Source organism: Leifsonia poae, from assembly GCF_020009625.1.
GTDB lineage: Bacteria > Actinomycetota > Actinomycetes > Actinomycetales > Microbacteriaceae > Leifsonia > Leifsonia poae_A.
Window position 1 is genome coordinate 24,894 of the sequence record NZ_JAIHLP010000004.1, and the last position, 14,932, is coordinate 39,825.

The window sequence follows — 14,932 nt, forward strand, 5'->3', positions numbered from 1 at the left end:
TTACTCGATGGGCTGACAGGCAGGGCACGAGAACCGGCGGCCGACATGCAATCGACCGCCGGCTGCTCGCCGCTGACACGGGTGAACGCTCTAGCCGAGGAGCGTGTCGACCTGTTTCGCTGCGTCGGAGAGTGCCTGCTCCACGTCTTTGCCCTGCTGCGCCTGCTGGAGCGCGAGCGTGATGATGTTCTCGAGCTGGGACTCCTGCTTGACACCCGGCGGGAGCACGACGTGCTCGATCGAGTCGAGGACGGCCTGGCGGTTTGCCGGCTTGCCCGCGGTCAGGTAGGCCGACAGCTTGCTCTGATCCGAGATGGCCGGGACCTCCCAGGCGGAGCTGATCCGCTGCTGCACGGTCGTGTCACTGCTGGTGAGGTACTCGATCCATTCGAGCGCCTCCTTCGGGTGCTTCGTGCTCTTCGAGATCACCGCCGCGTTGCTGAAGAACTGCGACGCCTTCTGGGCATCCCCCGGGTCGACCACGATGTCCCAGTCGTCCTTCATGGAGTCAAGCTCGGAGAACGCCCAGATGCCCTGCTCCATCATCGCGAGCTTCCCGTCCAGAAACAGCTGGGACTCTCCTCCCGAGCCGAGCTGCGCGGCGGTCGGCATAGTGGTGCCGACCTTTCCGATCAGCCAGTTCGCCGCCTTCACTCCGGCCGTGCTGTCGAAGACGGCCTTCGTCTTGTTCGCGTTCAGGATGGAGCCGCCGGCCTGCGCGATGGCCTTATAGAACTCCGAGAACTGCACCGGCTGATAATCCCCGTAGATGCCGGCGGCCCGATCTGTGAGCTTCTTAGCGGCGGCCTGCTCATCCGCCCACGTCCACGAGTTCGTCGGGTAGGCGAGCCCCGCCTTGTCAAACATGGTCTTGTTGTACGCAAGGACGACGCTTGAGAAACTCTCCGGCAGGCCGTACTGCTTGCCCGAAAGCGTGAACGACTGATACGGCTTCTTGGCGTAGACCGATGAGTCCACGGAGAGTCCGTTCGAATTGAGATCCAGCAGGGCGTCCGAACCGGCGAACGACAGGTAGTTCGCGTAGTCCAGCTCGAAGGTGTCGGGGGCGCTGCCGCCGGAGACGCGCGTGCGGACGTTCGTGAAGTAGTTGTCGTACGCGGCCGTGGTCACCTTGATGGCGATGTTCGGGTGGCTCTTCTCGAACGCCGCGATGATGGCATCGAGCTGCTTCGTGTGGTCAGGGGACGAGGAGAAATTGGCGTATTCGAGCGTCACCTTCTCATCGGAACCGCCGTTTCCCTGGCTGCAGCCCGACAGCGCGACCGCGGTAATTCCCGCGAGCATCGCCGCGACCGCGGTGAGTGCCTTGCCTCTTTTCATGTTGCGCACCTTTCGTGTGTCCGCTCAGCCTTTGAGTCCGGACATTGAGACCCCTTGCAGCACATACCGTTGTGCGAAGAGGAAGACAGCGATGACAGGAACCACCGAGACTGCCGCCCCCGCGAGCACCATGTTCCAGTTCTTGTCGTAGACGCCCGACATGTTTGACAGTCCCAGAGGAAGGGTCATCATGTCGGTGCTGTGAATCGCGATGAGCGGCCAGAGGAAGCTGTTCCATGCGCCCATGAAGGAGAAGATCGCGACGGTCGCAAGGATCGGTTTCGACATGGGCACGACAATGCTGAAGAACACCCGAATATGCCCTGCGCCGTCCACAAAGGCGGCTTCCTCGATCTCACGGGGCAGTTGGAGGAACGCCTGCCGCAGCAGGAAAATCCCGAACGGCATAGCGATATCGGGCAGGATTAGCGCCGCGTAGGTATCGAGGAGGTTCATCGACTTGAACTCAACAAAGAGCGGGACGATCAACACCTGGAACGGCACCATCAGTGTCGCGAGGACCAACACGAACAGAGCGTTGCGTCCGGGGAACTCCAGCCGCGTGAATCCATAAGCCGCGAGGGCACTGGTGGTGACCTGGATCACCGTGAGCACGCCGGAGACCAGGATGCTGTTCAGCATCCATCGCAGCATCGGTTCGTTCTCGAATAGCTGGACGTACCCGCTGACGTCGAACGGCTGGGGGATCAGCTGAGGCGGCGTGCGGAACAGGTTCCCCGGGGCCGTGAGCGAGGTGGAGATCATCCACACGAACGGGAAGAGGAACACGATCGCGCCCGCGACCATCACCACGATGATCGTGGGTTTGCCGAGTCGGAGTCTATGCATCGTAGGTGACCCATCGTCGTTGGAGGCGGAATTGGACGAGCGTGAAGACGAGGATGATCGCGAACAGCACCCAGCTCATCGCGGATGCGCCGCCCATGTCTCCGTACGAGAACGCTTGCTGCACGACCTGCTGGAGGATGACCGTCGTCGAGCCGGCGGGACCCCCGCCGGTCATGATGTAGACCTGGTCAAAGACCTGGAACCCGCCGATCAGGCTCAGGACCACCACGAAGAAGATCGACGGTGTCAGAAGCGGGAGGGTGATGTAGAAGAGTCGTTTGACGGATCCGGCGCCGTCGAGGCGCGCCGCCTCGTAGAGGTGCGTCGGGATCGATTGCAGCCCGGCCAGCAGGATAAGCATGTTGAAGCCCATGTCCTTCCAGACCGACGCGATGATCACAGCGGGCATCGCCCACACGGGATCCGTCCACCAGCCGGGGCCGGAGATGCCGACGAGCCCGAGGAGGAAGTTTACGATTCCGCCGTCGGGGCTCAGCAGCCACTTCCATAGCAGCGCGACGACGATCCAACTGGTGACCACCGGCAGGTAGTAGATGGCACGGAACACCCCGCGTCCGCGGATCTTCGTGTTGAGCAGCAGGGCGAGGACAAGCGCGCCGAGCAGCACGAGCGGCACGTAACCGCAGAGATAGTAGAGCGTGTGTAGGAGCGCCTGACCGAAGTCCGCGTTCGTGAGGACCTTCGCGTAGTTCTTCAGTCCCACGAACGTGGCGGGACTTAGGAGGTCCCAATTCAGGAGGCTCGTCCACAGCGACGAGATCATGGGGTAAAACCGGAAGGCAATCAGTGGGACGACCGCGGGCCCAATGAAAAGCAGGATTAGTCCGGCCTTGCGCCAGCCTCGGGTGCCGACCATCAGTCGACCTCCCCAATGAGCAACGGGTTCCGTCTGGTAGGCCAGCTCACGAGAGCCGCCACGTCGAGGACGACGGCGGGTGCCGCGGTGTGCAGCAGGCCGTTCGCGACGACCACCTCGGCCTCAGCGAGCAGGTCGGTGTACCGGCCGTCGGGAATTCGCACGGGCACGGGACCGCCGGTACCGTCCACGTCGAACAGGCCGAGGAGGGTGTGCGGTTCATCGGCCTCGATCGCGCTCCACGACAGCCCGATCCACGGAGCGGACTCGAGCACGTCAAAGCGACGCAACCAACGCGTCTTCTTCTTCGCGCTGATCAATCGTGTGAGCACCGCCGACAGGTCAACTCCGGACCAGTCGACGGGTTCGCGCTCGAAGAGCGAAGGCCTAGCCGCGGCGGAGGCCTCCTGCCCGGCGTACATCAGGAACGGGCCGGGGAGCAGAGCCGTCAAGGCAGTCCAGGCGAAGGCGCGATCGGTGCTGAGGAAGCTTTGCACACGTGCGTTGTCGTGATTCTCGACGCAGCGTAGCTTCATGGCGGTCGGCGGCCGGGTGAGGCCCTGCCACTGGACGAGGTCTACGTACTGTAGCGCGGATGCACGACCGTCTGTCGCGTTGCGCCACAACTGCCACGTGTCGTAGGGGTACTCGATGTCGAACGCCTGGAACACCTCCGCGTCCTCGTGCACGGTGATGCCGGCGCGGCGGCAGAACGCGATCATCCCAGGGTCGACGGTCTCGGCGATCCACAGGGTCCCCGGGTGCGCCGCATCTACGACAGCTCGCGCATCCAGCCAAAAGTCGAGCGGGACGAGGGATGCGACGTCGCAGCGGAACCCGTCCACACCCCGAGCCGCCCAAAACAGAAGAACCTCGAGGAGGTGGGCTCGGACAGCTCTGTCGAAGACGAGCTCGGCGACGTCCCCCCACTCGGGGATCGACCCTGTTGGTTCTGCGGCGACGTCGCGCATGACAGCGTCAGGCAGCTCCTGGGCGAGCACGGCGTCCGGTGAGACGTGATGGAACACGATGTCGAGCACGACGCGCAGGTCCAGCGCGTGCGCGCGGGTCACCAGCTCGTCGAAGTCGCCGTCGGTGCCCTGCTCCGGGTCGATCCGCCGGTAGTCCTGGATCGCGTACGGGCTTCCGACTGATCCGATGCGGCGCTCGCGACCGATCGGCTGGACCGGGGTGAGATAGAGGATGTCGGCCCCGAGGGCGCTGATGCGCTCGAGCTCTGCCGTGACCGCCCGGAGGCTTCCATCGGCGGAGAACGCCCGTGGATACACCTGGTAAATCGTGGCCGCCGCGATGTCGGAGTCCGGCGCGATGAATGACGTCTCAGCCATGCTGGTACCAGACGGTGGTGTCGGGTTCGAGACGCACGGGACCGTCGGTGGGGACGGAACCGTCGCTGAACAGGTAGACGCGCTCTGCCTCGAGTGTGACGGAGTGAGAGCCGAAGTTGGTCGCGGACGTCCAGCCGTTCGGCCGGCGGAACGCCACGACATCCGGCGCGATGTCGAGCCACTCCAGACGCTCGTCAGTCTGCAGCATTCGCCGACCGGCGAGCGCGTCCTGGTAGAGGGACAGCACCGAACCCGAGCGTCCGCTCTGGGTATCGACCGCGAACTCGGCGAACCAGGCCGGCTGCGGCAGGTGCGCACCACCCGCGCCGAAGCCGAAGGAAGGCCCGTCTGCCGTCCACGGGAGCGGCACGCGGCAGCCGTCCCGGCCGATTTCCTGACCTCCGGTGCGGAAGAACGTGGGATCCTGGCGGTCGTCGCCGGGGATGTCGGCGACCTCCGGCAGACCGAGCTCCTCACCTTGGTACAGGTACACACTGCCGGGCAGCGCCATCGCCAGCAGGGTGGCGGCGTTAGCGCGGCGCAGGCCCAGGTCGCGGTCCTCCCGCGGTTCCACGCCATGGGAGAGGAGCCACGCGTGGCCCTCGCTGTCTGTGGAGGGGAGGCCGAACCGGGTGGCGTGTCTGACCATGTCGTGGTTGGAGAACACCCACGTGCTGGAGCTCCCGCTCTGCGCCGAGAGATCGAGGTTCTCCTCCACGATGCGCCGGAACTGCGCGGCGTCCCAGGTGGCCTTGAGGAGGTCGAAGTTGAATGCCTGTCCGAGGCCCTGCTCGGTGGCGTAGCGGATCCGCCGCTCCGCGGGCACCCAGGCCTCCGCGACGGCGGTGAGCGGTGGCGTGTAGCGGTCGAACAGGCGTCGCCACTCCGCATAGATCTCGTGCACTTCGTCGCGGTCCCAGATCGGATGCGTCCCGACTGGGAAGTGTGTTGGGTCTTCGAGCTGGACCTGCGTCGGCAGCTCAACTCCCAGCCCCTTGGTCAGAGCGTGGGCGACGTCGACACGGAATCCGTCGACCCCGCGATCTGCCCAGAACTCAAGGGTGGTCAGAAAGTCCTGTCGCACCTCGGGATTCGACCAGTTCCAGTCGGGCTGCTCGCGAGCGAACAGGTGCAGATACCACTGCCCATCCGGCACGCGGGTCCAGGCCGGCCCTCCGAAGATCGACGTCCAGTCCGACGGTGGCTCTGAGCCGTCCGGGCCGCGCCCGTCGCGGAAGATGTAGCGGTCGCGGGCGGCGGAACCGGGTACGCTGCGCAGGGCTTCCTGAAACCAAGCGTGCTGATCGGAGCTGTGGTTCGGCACGATGTCGACAATCACCTTGATGTCGACGTCATGGAGGCGGGCGACCAGCGCGTCGAAGTCCGCAAGCGTACCGATGCGCGGGTCGACGTCGCGATAATCCGCGACGTCGTAGCCGCCGTCCGCGAGCTCGGACGGGTAGAACGGGCTCAGCCAGACTGCGTCGATGCCGAGATCGCGCAGGTAGTCGATGCGGGAGATCAGCCCAAGGAAGTCGCCTACTCCGTCGCCGTTACCGTCCGCGAAGCTGCGCGGATACACCTGATACACGGCTGCCTGCCGCCACCACCGGTCGGGAGATTCCACACGGGTGGCGTTCAGAACGCTTTCGGTCACCATTGATCCTTCCGAGAGAGACGATCCAGAATTTATCTAGGTTCTAAATCTAAGACGTGCACTATTGTTGTCACATGTCGAGGGTTTGGGCAAGTCCCGCAGAGAAATCGATTCCAACGCACGCGCTGGTCGCGACGTCAACGAACGTCCTCCGGCGCTCGAACACGCTCGCGCTGCTGAAGATCTTCAGCAGCGCGTCCGCCGGCAAGAGCTTCACAACGTCCGAACTCATCGAGCTCTCCGACCTCACGCGCTCCACCATCCTGGCCGTTTGCGACGATCTGCTGGCTGCGGGTTGGATCGCGGAGTCGGATGCCGGCCCCCGGGTGGAAGGGACCCGCGGCAGGCCCTCCCGCCGCTTCGCCCTGAACCCGGGCGCGGCCCACGTCGTCGGGGTTGATCTCGGCTTCTCATCCGTGACCTGCGTGGTCGCCGACCTGCTCGGCCAGATCGTCGGACGCTCGAGACGAGCCTTTCACTCGCGCCCCGACAGCCCCGAGTGGATCATCGATCGGACGGCCGAGACGCAGGCGGCCGTCGACGAATCCCTCCACGACGCCGGAGCTGAAGCCGGGACCGTCCTAGCCGCCACGCTCGCCGTACCCGCACCCGTCGATCACACCGGTCGGGTGGGCGTCGGCGACGAGTTCTGGGACTGGATCCGGATCGATCCCGACCTGCTGTTCAGCGGCCACCCGGAATGGCCCATCGTCGTAGAAAACGACGCCAACCTCGCCGCGCTGGCCGAACGTGAGGCGATGTCCGGCCCGGCGCAGTCGCTCGTCGTCCTCCTCGCCGGCGACCGCTTCGGCGCGGGCATCGTCGAGAACGGTGTTCTCCACCGCGGACACCACGGCGGCGGGGGCGAGATGAAATACCTCAGCCTAATCGAGGGCGTCGGCAGCACAGTGGGAATCGGGCGACTGGCTCAGGATTGGGCGCAGGACGCAGTTGGCGACCATCTGCAGACGAAGCTGACGTCCGAGAGCGTCGCCGCCGACGTGTTCCGGCTGGGAGAGGAGGGCGACGACGTGGCTCACGACATCTCCGGCCGCCTCCTCGACCGTCTGGCGCGCGTCATCGCGACCCTCGTCAGCCTCCTCGACCCCGGCCGAATCGTCCTTGGCGGCGGAGTGGCGACGTCGCTCCAGCCACTCATCCCCGAACTCCGCCTGCGCGTCGAGGAGCACACGGCGTTCGCCAGCGAGTTGCTCGCCTCGCCCCTGGCGAGCGACATCGTCATCCAGGGCGCGGTGCACGCGGCGCTCGCCCATGTCTGGGATCATGCTCTGAAGAGTTCCCCCAGCGCTCCCACGGCGATCCGCTAGCCGGTGAGCCCACCGGCTGTCGGCTGATTCGGCATCACCTCATTTCGCGAAGCTCGTCGAGGCCATCCAAGTCTCCTTCGCTGATAATATACCTTATGTCAGTTTGAACATGGCAATCCCCGTTAGATGCGAATGCGACACCTAGCCGCGGCTCCCCCGGTGGCCCTTGGGTCGGGCCACCCAAGAGGTCGTGGCTCCTGCCACCACCTCAGTTTTCACTCACAAGTCCTTGTTCTTCTTGCTACGGGATCCGCCTTCGGAGATCTCGCCATTTTCAGAGCGCTTCCATGTAACCCCATCGGCATCCCGGAATCGCAGCTCTACCAAGAAGTCCCACGGCTCATGCCCGCGAAGGTCGATTTCACCATCGACTACTTTGGGCCCCCTAGTCCGCTGCGCTTCGCTGTACGGGAGCAGAGCGAAGACCTGCTCGAATCCAGGTGGCACAACGGCTTGATCCAAGTCCACCACGCCCCGGGCAGCTAGTTCGCCGTATCCATTCACCATGAGATATAGATCGTAGATCGGTACGTTGTTGCCGTTTCTGAGCCAAACGTCGTAGTGCTCGGAAGTATCGCCCTCGCCACCCAAGCGGAGACCTTCGAGGCAACCCTGCGCCTACGTTCCTGCGCCCGCCTCAAACCCTGTGCGCGAGCATCTCGCCAGGATAGAGCCGCGTAGATTCCAGCCGTCACTGCCGCGACGACCAACCCAACCGTGGCTATTGCGGTCACCCACGAGGGCACATCCCCCCACATGCTCATGCACGAACCCTATAGTGGCGCGGCCGGATAGAAGAGGTTACAGCGTCAGACGCCACCGAGATACAGTCAGACCTCCGGATTGACCACCGAATAGTCGCGATGATCCTGGTAGGAGCCATCAACGGCGAGCGGCACTGTCGATCGCCGAACCTTCCGCGCGATTTGAGGTGTAACCGATTGCCTCCGCCACTCTCGTTCGAAAACACACGCCGCGCTGATGACCTTGTGGCTGAAGACGAACTGCTTGTTGCCGTTCAACACCTGCACAGAGCCATCTGTGCCGGAGCGCACCGAAACGCCGGGATACACGGACATGACCAGCACGTCATCATCGTGGCCCATCCTCACGCTCATCAAAGGCTCACCGCTCGGGCCTTCAAAGTCGAGCATCAGGGGAAGTATCGGAAGCGCATCATCGCTGTGCCGATACCGCCGGAGAAACTCGTTCTCCGGAAAGATCGGGTAGATCATGGTTTCCGCATACGACTTAGCAACCTCGGTCCTTCGAGTAAATCGCCCGGCAAACCGCCGATAGCCCAGTTGCCAGAGGCGAGGGGCGAGGCCCTCGCTTAGGGCGCGTTCACACTGCTGAAGCGCCCACACCGGCTGCCTCAGATGCGGGACCGCGTAGAGCTCGGCGATCATCTCATTGCGGCGCGCGTCACCTTTCCGGAAGGCGAGGGAAGCGAGTCTCACAATCCAGCCCGGGGCGATCCCCCAGACGAGGAGCAGAGCCGCCCCCATGCCGACGAGCGGCCACAGCCCCAACAGAGAGGCAAGTTTCGCGAAATCGAAATCTACATTCATGTCATCGCCAGCCTTGCCTGTTGGGGCCTTGTCGCCCCCACGCGAGCCTGTGATGCGAGGAATCGACTCTGAGCCGCTCCCAACTCACGAAGGCCCGTATCGGTGATCTCGTAATAGCGGCGGGGAGGGCGGCCGTTAGCTTCGCTGGGATCCTCCCAGCCGTCGGTCAGCCATCCTTCGTCCATCATGCGTCCAAGGATTGGGTAGAGGACGCCTGACCGAACACCGCTGTCCACACTCAACCGGTATCCCCAGTGTCGTTCCTTTGGGGCGTCGAGGAGTGCGGTCGCGACCTTCACGAGAGACGGAGTGATCTTCATGCCCTAACTCTACATAGGTAGAGATAGGGCGTCCAGACCAAATTCCTCCTACTCGATTGGTTGCTCAGCCGGGTACCCGCGCAACGATTACGGCTTGCCTTCGCCGTCCGATTCCCGCTCCGGGATAGCTGGCTCGTCGTACTCACCGTTCGTCAGCCGGCGGTACTCGTCGTCGATCTCCGCGTCGAGCTGGCGAGACTCGCGGATGGCGGCGAACAGATGTTTCTCAAACGACACGAGTTCCTGGTCGCCCACGACCATCTCATCATCGTCATCGAACTCGTCGTCATCACTCATGCCGACATGCTGGTCGCGTGCCACGCCGTCGTCAACAGTTGATTGAGCGTGTTCGCACGCAGAAGCATTTCACAGCCCACGCAGATAGCCGTGAATGTCGAACGGACGCAGTGGCCACGCATAGCTTGCTCGCGAGGGGTGGCGCGGATGGCCGCTCTTTTAGAGGGTCACCGATAGATCTCCAGTTACAGGACGCGGCTTCTGGGAGGCCCACGATGCCGCGAAGCATGCCGCGCAGGTACGATCGCGCCATAATCGTCTCGCCCCAGGCGGCTAGCAGCTCGAGTCGGCGCCCGCCGATGAACTCGGCAATGTGCCGCTCATTCTCCGCTTTCAGCTCCGGACTGTAGGCGACATGCATGTCACTGGGTTGCGTTGCGCGCTGTTGAAACACGCCTGTCATTGCTGACTCCCGACATAAGCGCCCGTGGCGTACAGGAAGTCGATGTGTAGATGGTTCCCGGTGTCGTCGATCTGGCCGAAGTTCGTGGTCGCGATCGTCACGCCCGCAGCTGCGCGAACGTCCTTCTGCCCGACTCGTGAGCCCTTGGGCACGATCGGGTCGAGCATCCCGATCAGGCGCAGCGAGTACCCGTCTGCCCCCGTGAGCGGCGTGCCGTTGAGCATGTAGAAGTCGACGGCGTGCCCGCCGCCGTTCTTGTAGTGGGCCGACTCCGTGCCGGCCCCTTCGATCTGGCCGGTGCATCTGCGGTTGATGTCGGAGACGCCCACGGACTGGAAGGTGCGAACAGCGAGCACGATGGTCTGCAAGACACGGGTGTCGATTCCGCAATCCGCGACGGTCTTATCCTGAGCAATCCAGCGGATCTCTTTGATGTGATCCGGCACCAGGCCACGCAGCTGGCCGGCGTCCGCCGCTTTCACGAGTTCCTGGGCGAGCCCCACCTGGTCGGCGCCTACGGCGCACCCGGGGGTGCCGCCGCCATTACTGCCGAGCGCCTGCACGACCTGCGCGGCCGCGGAGTAGAACTTCGTGTAGTGGTTTGGGTCAGCGTTCACCTGCACGGTGTGCGCGGCCAGCGTCGGGGTCATGGCCTGCCAGCCGGGCACTTGGATGAGTCGCTGGAAGAACAGCACCGCCGACTTGGTCGGGTCCATCCGATCCGCGAGGCTCCCCCAGGTGTCGCGCTGCTGAAACAGCCCGCGCGAGTCGGGGCCGGCCTGGTCGCCATGGTCGAGCACCCGCAACCCGGATTCGCCCATCGCGGTCATGACGCCGATGACCTGAGCCTGGGCGTCGAGCCCCAGTCCGGTCGCGGCGTTCATGATCGCCGCGGCGTTCGCGAGCTGGTCGCCTGAGTAGCCGGCGATCGGCCGGCTGCTGATCGCGATGGTCGCGACGACCTCGCCGCCGCCGCATCCGCTGGCTTGCGCGCCGGACATGAACACACCACCGCCGAACATCACCAGAACGGTGATGCCGGCAGCCGCGATGCCCTTCCAGCCCATCACGCGCTCCGCAGCACCGAGGCGGCGGCACCCTCCATGCCCTCGTCGGTGTTGGTGATCTGCGTCTCCCACTCCGAGCGGATGTGCCGCACGAGCGTTTCAACGTGCGTGCCGTACTTGAAGTAGTGGTGGCCGTCGCTCAGCTGCGTAATGTCGTGCGCCCGCTCGGGAGAGAAGTTGAAGGTCTGCTGGCACCACAGCGCATCCTCGTGCCGGCTCTGCCGGTAGACGTAGACCGACTGGGCCTCCTGCACCATCGCCATACCGGGTGAGTTGGCAGGAATATCGGTGCCCTTGTGGAAGGCGAACACGTTGGAGAGCCGAGGCCACGGGAGAGCTTCTGATTCGCCCTCGCGAGCGATGCGGAGGGGCCGGCAGCGATGTGCCAGCCTTCCTCGTAGACGCACGTCGTGTGCCAGCCGCGGTCGTTGCGGAGTCGACCGAGCAGCCACATGTGCCCGATCGCCATGACGATCGGCACGGAAGGGCCGTCATCGGGCAGCTGCGAAATGTCCCAGCTGGTGAGCTTGTGCGCCAGGTCGACCACCTTGGACGTTTCGCCGTCGAGCAGGCCGGCATAGTCGTCCAAGAGCGTGTTGAGGGTGAACTGCACCGAGAGGCCGGCCTGGTGCAGCTTGTCCCGCGCCTGCGGCGAATGCTGCGCGTAGTCGCTGTCCGCGGTCGTCGACGCGAGCGCCGGCAGCACGTCGGCCAGGGTCGGCACCCGTCCGTCCTCGAACCGGGCGAGCGTGATCCGCAGGGCCGAGCGGAGCGCTTCTTCTTCCCACTCGTTGAGCGGGGTGTCGTTGCGAGCGAGGCGCGTGACGACTTTCAGCAGCCGCAGTTGCCCGGATGCTCCGGTGCCGTGGCTGATCATGGGGTCCAGCAGATTCAGCCGGGTGCCGGTGCCGTCGTCGGTGAACTTGATGGGCTCGGCTCCGAACGCGCGCGCGAGCTCGGAGTATTCGCCCTCCCCTGCTCGGTCCTTTTTGTCGAACACGGTGGCGCGCCGCTTGGCCATGATGAGGGGCCGGGCGACGAGCGCGGTCTTGATGAAGCTCGACTTACCGGAGCCGACGTCGCCCATCACGACGACGTTCGGGCTCGACACCAACCGCGGCGCGAGTTGTAGGCGGTCACCGGGTCGTGCGCGATTGACGTCTTCGAGAGCACGTCGCGGCCGGTGACAATGCCGCTGGTGCCGGTGGGTGCGCCGATAACGGCGGAGTTGAGGACTTCGGCCTGCCGGGTGGTCGACGGCGCACCGCGCAGCGCGGGGGCGTAGAAGCCGCGACCGGCGCGGCCGCTGCGCGCGCGCAGCTGCGTGCCGGGGACGTTCCACGGCAGCAGCTCGTCCTTGCCCTCGGTGCGTCCGCTCTCGTCGACCTGTACTTCCTCGGGCGGGGCGAACTTCCGCAGAACCGGCAGCGACCACATACCGCTCTTGGTGCTCTCGGCCTTGTGCTCGCTCATAGCGCCTCCTTGTTGGTCTTGCCGGCCAGCTTCCGGTACACGCGGTTGGTGACAGAGGGCTTCTCGGTCTGGATACCTCGGCCGATCGGCCACGTCGTGCCGGACGCCGCCGATTGGAAGCTGTCCTGCCAGTCCAGGTGCTCGACGCCGAGCCCGTTCTCGCAGACTTCCTCTAGCTGACGAGACGCGATTTGCAGCCGGTCGCGGCTTGTCTCGGTGATCGTGACGTAGCCGATCCAGCTGTCCCCGTGGTGGCGGGAGCCATACCCAAGATCGGCGTTCCGCAGCTGCGCGGCGGTCTTGTTCACGTGGGTTTCGTCGTTCGCGAGGCGGCCCTTTTCGGCGTCGTTCATCTGCGCGGCTTGGTCGCGCACCAGGTCGCGCCGGGCCGCAGCGCGTGCCTCGGATGCGGGGATTAGCTGGTGATGGAACGACACCGTACGGAGGAAGTGCAGCTCCGACCCAATCAGCAGGTCGAGCATCCACAGCTGCGACCGTTTGCCTACGGCGAGGTTCTCGGCCTTGATCGCGGCGGTGCGGTGCCACCACTCGACCTCTGCGCCCGTCTCGGGGTTGGTGGCCGTGACGATGTGTGCGGAGTATTCGTCGTGGGACGCGACGCCCAGCTTGCCCGGGTCGTCGACAGGCTGGTCGATCGGGTGAAACGGGTTCTGGCCGTGAACGACGTGCGCTCCGGTCTGCCGTGCGGTGAGCACGGCAACGTCTCCCAAACGTGCCGCGCGGAGGCCGCGCTCTGCGGACTCGATTTCGCGGTGCATCAGTGCGCGCCAACCGTCGCGGCCCTCCCCATATCCACGGGCGACGTCGACGAATTCGGCGTCGATTGGCCAGCACGCCGTGATCGTGTGCCGCTGCACCATTGCGTCCCGCCGGCCGTGTGCAGCACATCCCCGTACGAGAGCACGGCGGGGTGGTTGGTCGGGATCGTCGGGTCAAGGCTAACCTCCGCCCACGCCGCGTTGAATGCGTTGTCGGGGCGCAGCACTCGCGTGGTCACCTGCACGCGACGCAGCAGGCTCGACGGTGCTGCGCGCGATGCCAGGAACTCCCCGAAAGCCTCGGCCGCTCGACGAGCGACCGAGTTGGGCTCCGCACCGCGCAGCTGCCCGGTGACGGTGAACACGACCGATAGATAGGGCTTCTCCCCCATCGGGGCGTGCCAGGCGATTCCCGGCTCGCGCCGGCCCATCTGAAGCCATCCCATCCCGTCCGCACCGTCCGGCATGGTCCGCATCGCCGCAAGCTCGCGTGCGGCCGTCCACCGGTCCTCCTTGCCGGCGGTCTTGTCCTGGCTGAGCTGGGTCAGCTGGTCCCACTGTGCGACGTCGAACGGCGTGTAGCGGTCGATGCCGGCGCGGCGGCGGTCCTTCCAGCGCACCCGACGTTCGCGCCGGTCGAGGATCGACCCGCGGTGAGTGCGTGCTGTGACCAGGAACACCAGCAGCGCGGCGATGACGGCAACGACGACGGCGGGTGCACCAAAGAACGGTGCGCCGACGACCAGGCCGACTCCACACAGGGCAAGCAGGATGTTGCGCGGGCCTTTGCCGGACCCGCCGAAGAATGATCGGTGGCCGGCTTCGCCGCCCAGCTGCCTCTCTACCATCGTGTTCTGCGCTGCGTTGCTCACTGTGCCCCCTCGTCCGAATCAGCCGCCTCAGCGGCCATAGCGCCCGCCTCCTGGGCCTTTTCGACAGCCGCCTGCCCGGCTGCCACAGCGCCGGCCGCAATGAGCGTAGGAACGCCAATCGCGGCACCGACGCAGTAGCGGACTCGGCCGCGCCCGCGGCCGCCAGCCTGCCAGCTCCGGCACCAGCTGCGCCGGCCCCCGTGCCCGCGCCGGCTGCGCCCGCTTCGGCTCCTGCGCCGGCTGCCCGTCCGGCGCTCTTGCCCGCTTTCGCTCCGGCTCCGGCGAAGTCGCCCAGTCCCCCGCTCCCCTTCACGCTGGGTGCGTCCTCGACTGGCGATGGGGCGTTGGCAGAGTCAGTCGGCTTGCCACCCTGTCGGGCTTCTGGTGCGTACTTCTGCGTGGCGTCCTGCATATTGCCCGAGCCCCATCGCCCCGGCTGCATGCTCGGCCCGTTACTCCCGCCGAAGGAGGCCGGGATGACCGGCGCGAACTTCATCAGAAGCGCCGGACTGAGAGTCGCAATGAGCATTGCGAGAATGCCGGAAATGAGCAGCGCGAGGCGCTGCACGTTCAGGTGATCGCCGAACGTCTCGACGCCGGCCCGATCCAGTGGAACGTGACGCCGAGCATGAAGAACAGCAGCGGGTGCGCAAGCATCACGCCGATAAACAGGCCAACGAGTCGCCAGCCGGTCTTGCGGCGCCTGCGGATCGATGATCCAGACATAGCCGAGCGGGAACAGCACACCG

General features: G+C 65.3%; 16 protein-coding genes. 1 reads left to right on the forward strand and 15 read right to left on the reverse strand.

Annotated elements, in window-relative coordinates; all coding sequences use genetic code 11:
* Positions 1-90 precede the first annotated feature (90 nt).
* From K5L49_RS19775 to K5L49_RS19795, 5 genes are all read right to left on the reverse strand, one after another.
* A complete protein-coding gene (locus tag K5L49_RS19775) occupies positions 91-1,341 on the reverse strand; it encodes an ABC transporter substrate-binding protein (protein WP_223695377.1) in 1,251 nt (416 codons plus the stop codon).
* 24 nt (positions 1,342-1,365) lie between these two features.
* A complete protein-coding gene (locus K5L49_RS19780; RefSeq protein ID WP_223695387.1) occupies positions 1,366-2,148 on the reverse strand; it encodes a carbohydrate ABC transporter permease in 783 nt (260 codons plus the stop codon).
* A gap of 34 nt (positions 2,149-2,182) precedes the next feature.
* Positions 2,183-2,974 (reverse strand): carbohydrate ABC transporter permease, encoded by a 792-nt coding sequence (locus K5L49_RS19785; RefSeq protein ID WP_223695378.1) that lies wholly within the window; start codon positions 2,972-2,974, stop codon positions 2,183-2,185.
* A 92-nt stretch (positions 2,975-3,066) separates the two neighbouring features.
* Positions 3,067-4,416 (reverse strand): alpha-amylase family glycosyl hydrolase, encoded by a 1,350-nt coding sequence (locus tag K5L49_RS19790; RefSeq protein WP_223695379.1) that lies wholly within the window; start codon positions 4,414-4,416, stop codon positions 3,067-3,069.
* Positions 4,409-6,076 carry a glycoside hydrolase family 13 protein gene (locus K5L49_RS19795; protein WP_223695380.1) on the reverse strand — a complete coding sequence of 556 codons (1,668 nt, stop codon included), beginning with the start codon at positions 6,074-6,076 and terminating at the stop codon, positions 4,409-4,411. Before K5L49_RS19795 ends, K5L49_RS19790 begins: the two co-directional genes overlap by 8 nt.
* A 71-nt stretch (positions 6,077-6,147) precedes the next feature.
* Here K5L49_RS19795 and K5L49_RS19800 point away from each other — a divergent pair, with 71 nt between their 5' ends.
* Entirely contained in the window at positions 6,148-7,401 is a 1,254-nt protein-coding gene (locus tag K5L49_RS19800) for an ROK family protein (RefSeq protein WP_223695381.1), read from the forward strand.
* Positions 7,402-7,620: 219 nt separating this feature from the next.
* Here K5L49_RS19800 and K5L49_RS19805 read toward each other — a convergent pair whose 3' ends face one another.
* The 10 genes from K5L49_RS19805 to K5L49_RS19845 all read right to left on the reverse strand — a co-directional run bounded on the left by K5L49_RS19805 (position 7,621) and on the right by K5L49_RS19845 (position 14,183).
* Positions 7,621-7,992, reverse strand: a complete 372-nt coding sequence (locus K5L49_RS19805; protein ID WP_223695382.1) for a hypothetical protein — start codon at positions 7,990-7,992, stop codon at positions 7,621-7,623.
* A gap of 239 nt (positions 7,993-8,231) precedes the next feature.
* The gene (locus K5L49_RS19810; RefSeq protein ID WP_223695353.1) at positions 8,232-8,972 is read right to left on the reverse strand and encodes a hypothetical protein; all 741 of its coding nucleotides are present in this window, start codon (positions 8,970-8,972) and stop codon (positions 8,232-8,234) included.
* Positions 8,969-9,292: a PadR family transcriptional regulator gene (locus tag K5L49_RS19815; protein ID WP_223695354.1), complete on the reverse strand. Its 324-nt coding sequence runs from the start codon at positions 9,290-9,292 to the stop codon at positions 8,969-8,971. The genes K5L49_RS19810 and K5L49_RS19815 overlap by 4 nt, the downstream gene beginning before the upstream one ends.
* Positions 9,293-9,379: 87 nt before the next feature.
* The gene (locus tag K5L49_RS19820; protein ID WP_223695355.1) at positions 9,380-9,589 is read right to left on the reverse strand and encodes a hypothetical protein; all 210 of its coding nucleotides are present in this window, start codon (positions 9,587-9,589) and stop codon (positions 9,380-9,382) included.
* Between the two features lie 31 nt (positions 9,590-9,620).
* Positions 9,621-9,992, reverse strand: a complete 372-nt coding sequence (locus K5L49_RS20765) for a DUF1643 domain-containing protein (protein WP_374107715.1) — start codon at positions 9,990-9,992, stop codon at positions 9,621-9,623.
* Positions 9,989-11,059, reverse strand: a complete 1,071-nt coding sequence (locus tag K5L49_RS19825) for a hypothetical protein (protein WP_223695356.1) — start codon at positions 11,057-11,059, stop codon at positions 9,989-9,991. The genes K5L49_RS20765 and K5L49_RS19825 overlap by 4 nt, the downstream gene beginning before the upstream one ends.
* A gap of 139 nt (positions 11,060-11,198) precedes the next feature.
* A complete protein-coding gene (locus tag K5L49_RS19830; RefSeq protein WP_223695383.1) occupies positions 11,199-12,170 on the reverse strand; it encodes a hypothetical protein in 972 nt (323 codons plus the stop codon).
* The gene (locus K5L49_RS19835) at positions 12,146-12,532 is read right to left on the reverse strand and encodes a hypothetical protein (protein ID WP_223695384.1); all 387 of its coding nucleotides are present in this window, start codon (positions 12,530-12,532) and stop codon (positions 12,146-12,148) included. Before K5L49_RS19835 ends, K5L49_RS19830 begins: the two co-directional genes overlap by 25 nt.
* Positions 12,529-13,311, reverse strand: a complete 783-nt coding sequence (locus tag K5L49_RS19840) for a hypothetical protein (protein ID WP_223695385.1) — start codon at positions 13,309-13,311, stop codon at positions 12,529-12,531. The genes K5L49_RS19835 and K5L49_RS19840 overlap by 4 nt, the downstream gene beginning before the upstream one ends.
* On the reverse strand, positions 13,311-14,183 hold the full coding sequence (locus K5L49_RS19845) for a hypothetical protein (RefSeq protein WP_223695386.1): 873 nt from the start codon (positions 14,181-14,183) through the stop codon (positions 13,311-13,313). Before K5L49_RS19845 ends, K5L49_RS19840 begins: the two co-directional genes overlap by 1 nt.
* Positions 14,184-14,932 lie beyond the last annotated feature (749 nt).

Bases quoted from the DNA above. Each gene is read 5' to 3' on its own strand.
- K5L49_RS19775 (WP_223695377.1), bottom strand. From the start codon at position 1,341: ATGAAAAGAGGCAAGGCACTCACCGCGGTCGCGGCGATGCTCGCGGGA.
- K5L49_RS19790 (WP_223695379.1), bottom strand. From the start codon at position 4,416: ATGGCTGAGACGTCATTCATCGCGCCGGACTCCGACATCGCGGCGGCC.
- K5L49_RS19810 (WP_223695353.1), bottom strand. From the start codon at position 8,972: ATGAATGTAGATTTCGATTTCGCGAAACTTGCCTCTCTGTTGGGGCTG.
- K5L49_RS19835 (WP_223695384.1), bottom strand. From the start codon at position 12,532: ATGAGCGAGCACAAGGCCGAGAGCACCAAGAGCGGTATGTGGTCGCTG.
- K5L49_RS19820 (WP_223695355.1), bottom strand. From the start codon at position 9,589: ATGAGTGATGACGACGAGTTCGATGACGATGATGAGATGGTCGTGGGC.
- K5L49_RS19825 (WP_223695356.1), bottom strand. From the start codon at position 11,059: ATGGGCTGGAAGGGCATCGCGGCTGCCGGCATCACCGTTCTGGTGATG.
- K5L49_RS19780 (WP_223695387.1), bottom strand. From the start codon at position 2,148: ATGGTCGCGGGCGCGATCGTGTTCCTCTTCCCGTTCGTGTGGATGATC.
- K5L49_RS19815 (WP_223695354.1), bottom strand. From the start codon at position 9,292: ATGAAGATCACTCCGTCTCTCGTGAAGGTCGCGACCGCACTCCTCGAC.
- K5L49_RS19800 (WP_223695381.1), top strand. From the start codon at position 6,148: ATGTCGAGGGTTTGGGCAAGTCCCGCAGAGAAATCGATTCCAACGCAC.
- K5L49_RS19795 (WP_223695380.1), bottom strand. From the start codon at position 6,076: ATGGTGACCGAAAGCGTTCTGAACGCCACCCGTGTGGAATCTCCCGAC.
- K5L49_RS19840 (WP_223695385.1), bottom strand. From the start codon at position 13,311: ATGCACCGCGAAATCGAGTCCGCAGAGCGCGGCCTCCGCGCGGCACGT.
- K5L49_RS19785 (WP_223695378.1), bottom strand. From the start codon at position 2,974: ATGATCTCGTCGCTGTGGACGAGCCTCCTGAATTGGGACCTCCTAAGT.
- K5L49_RS20765 (WP_374107715.1), bottom strand. From the start codon at position 9,992: ATGACAGGCGTGTTTCAACAGCGCGCAACGCAACCCAGTGACATGCAT.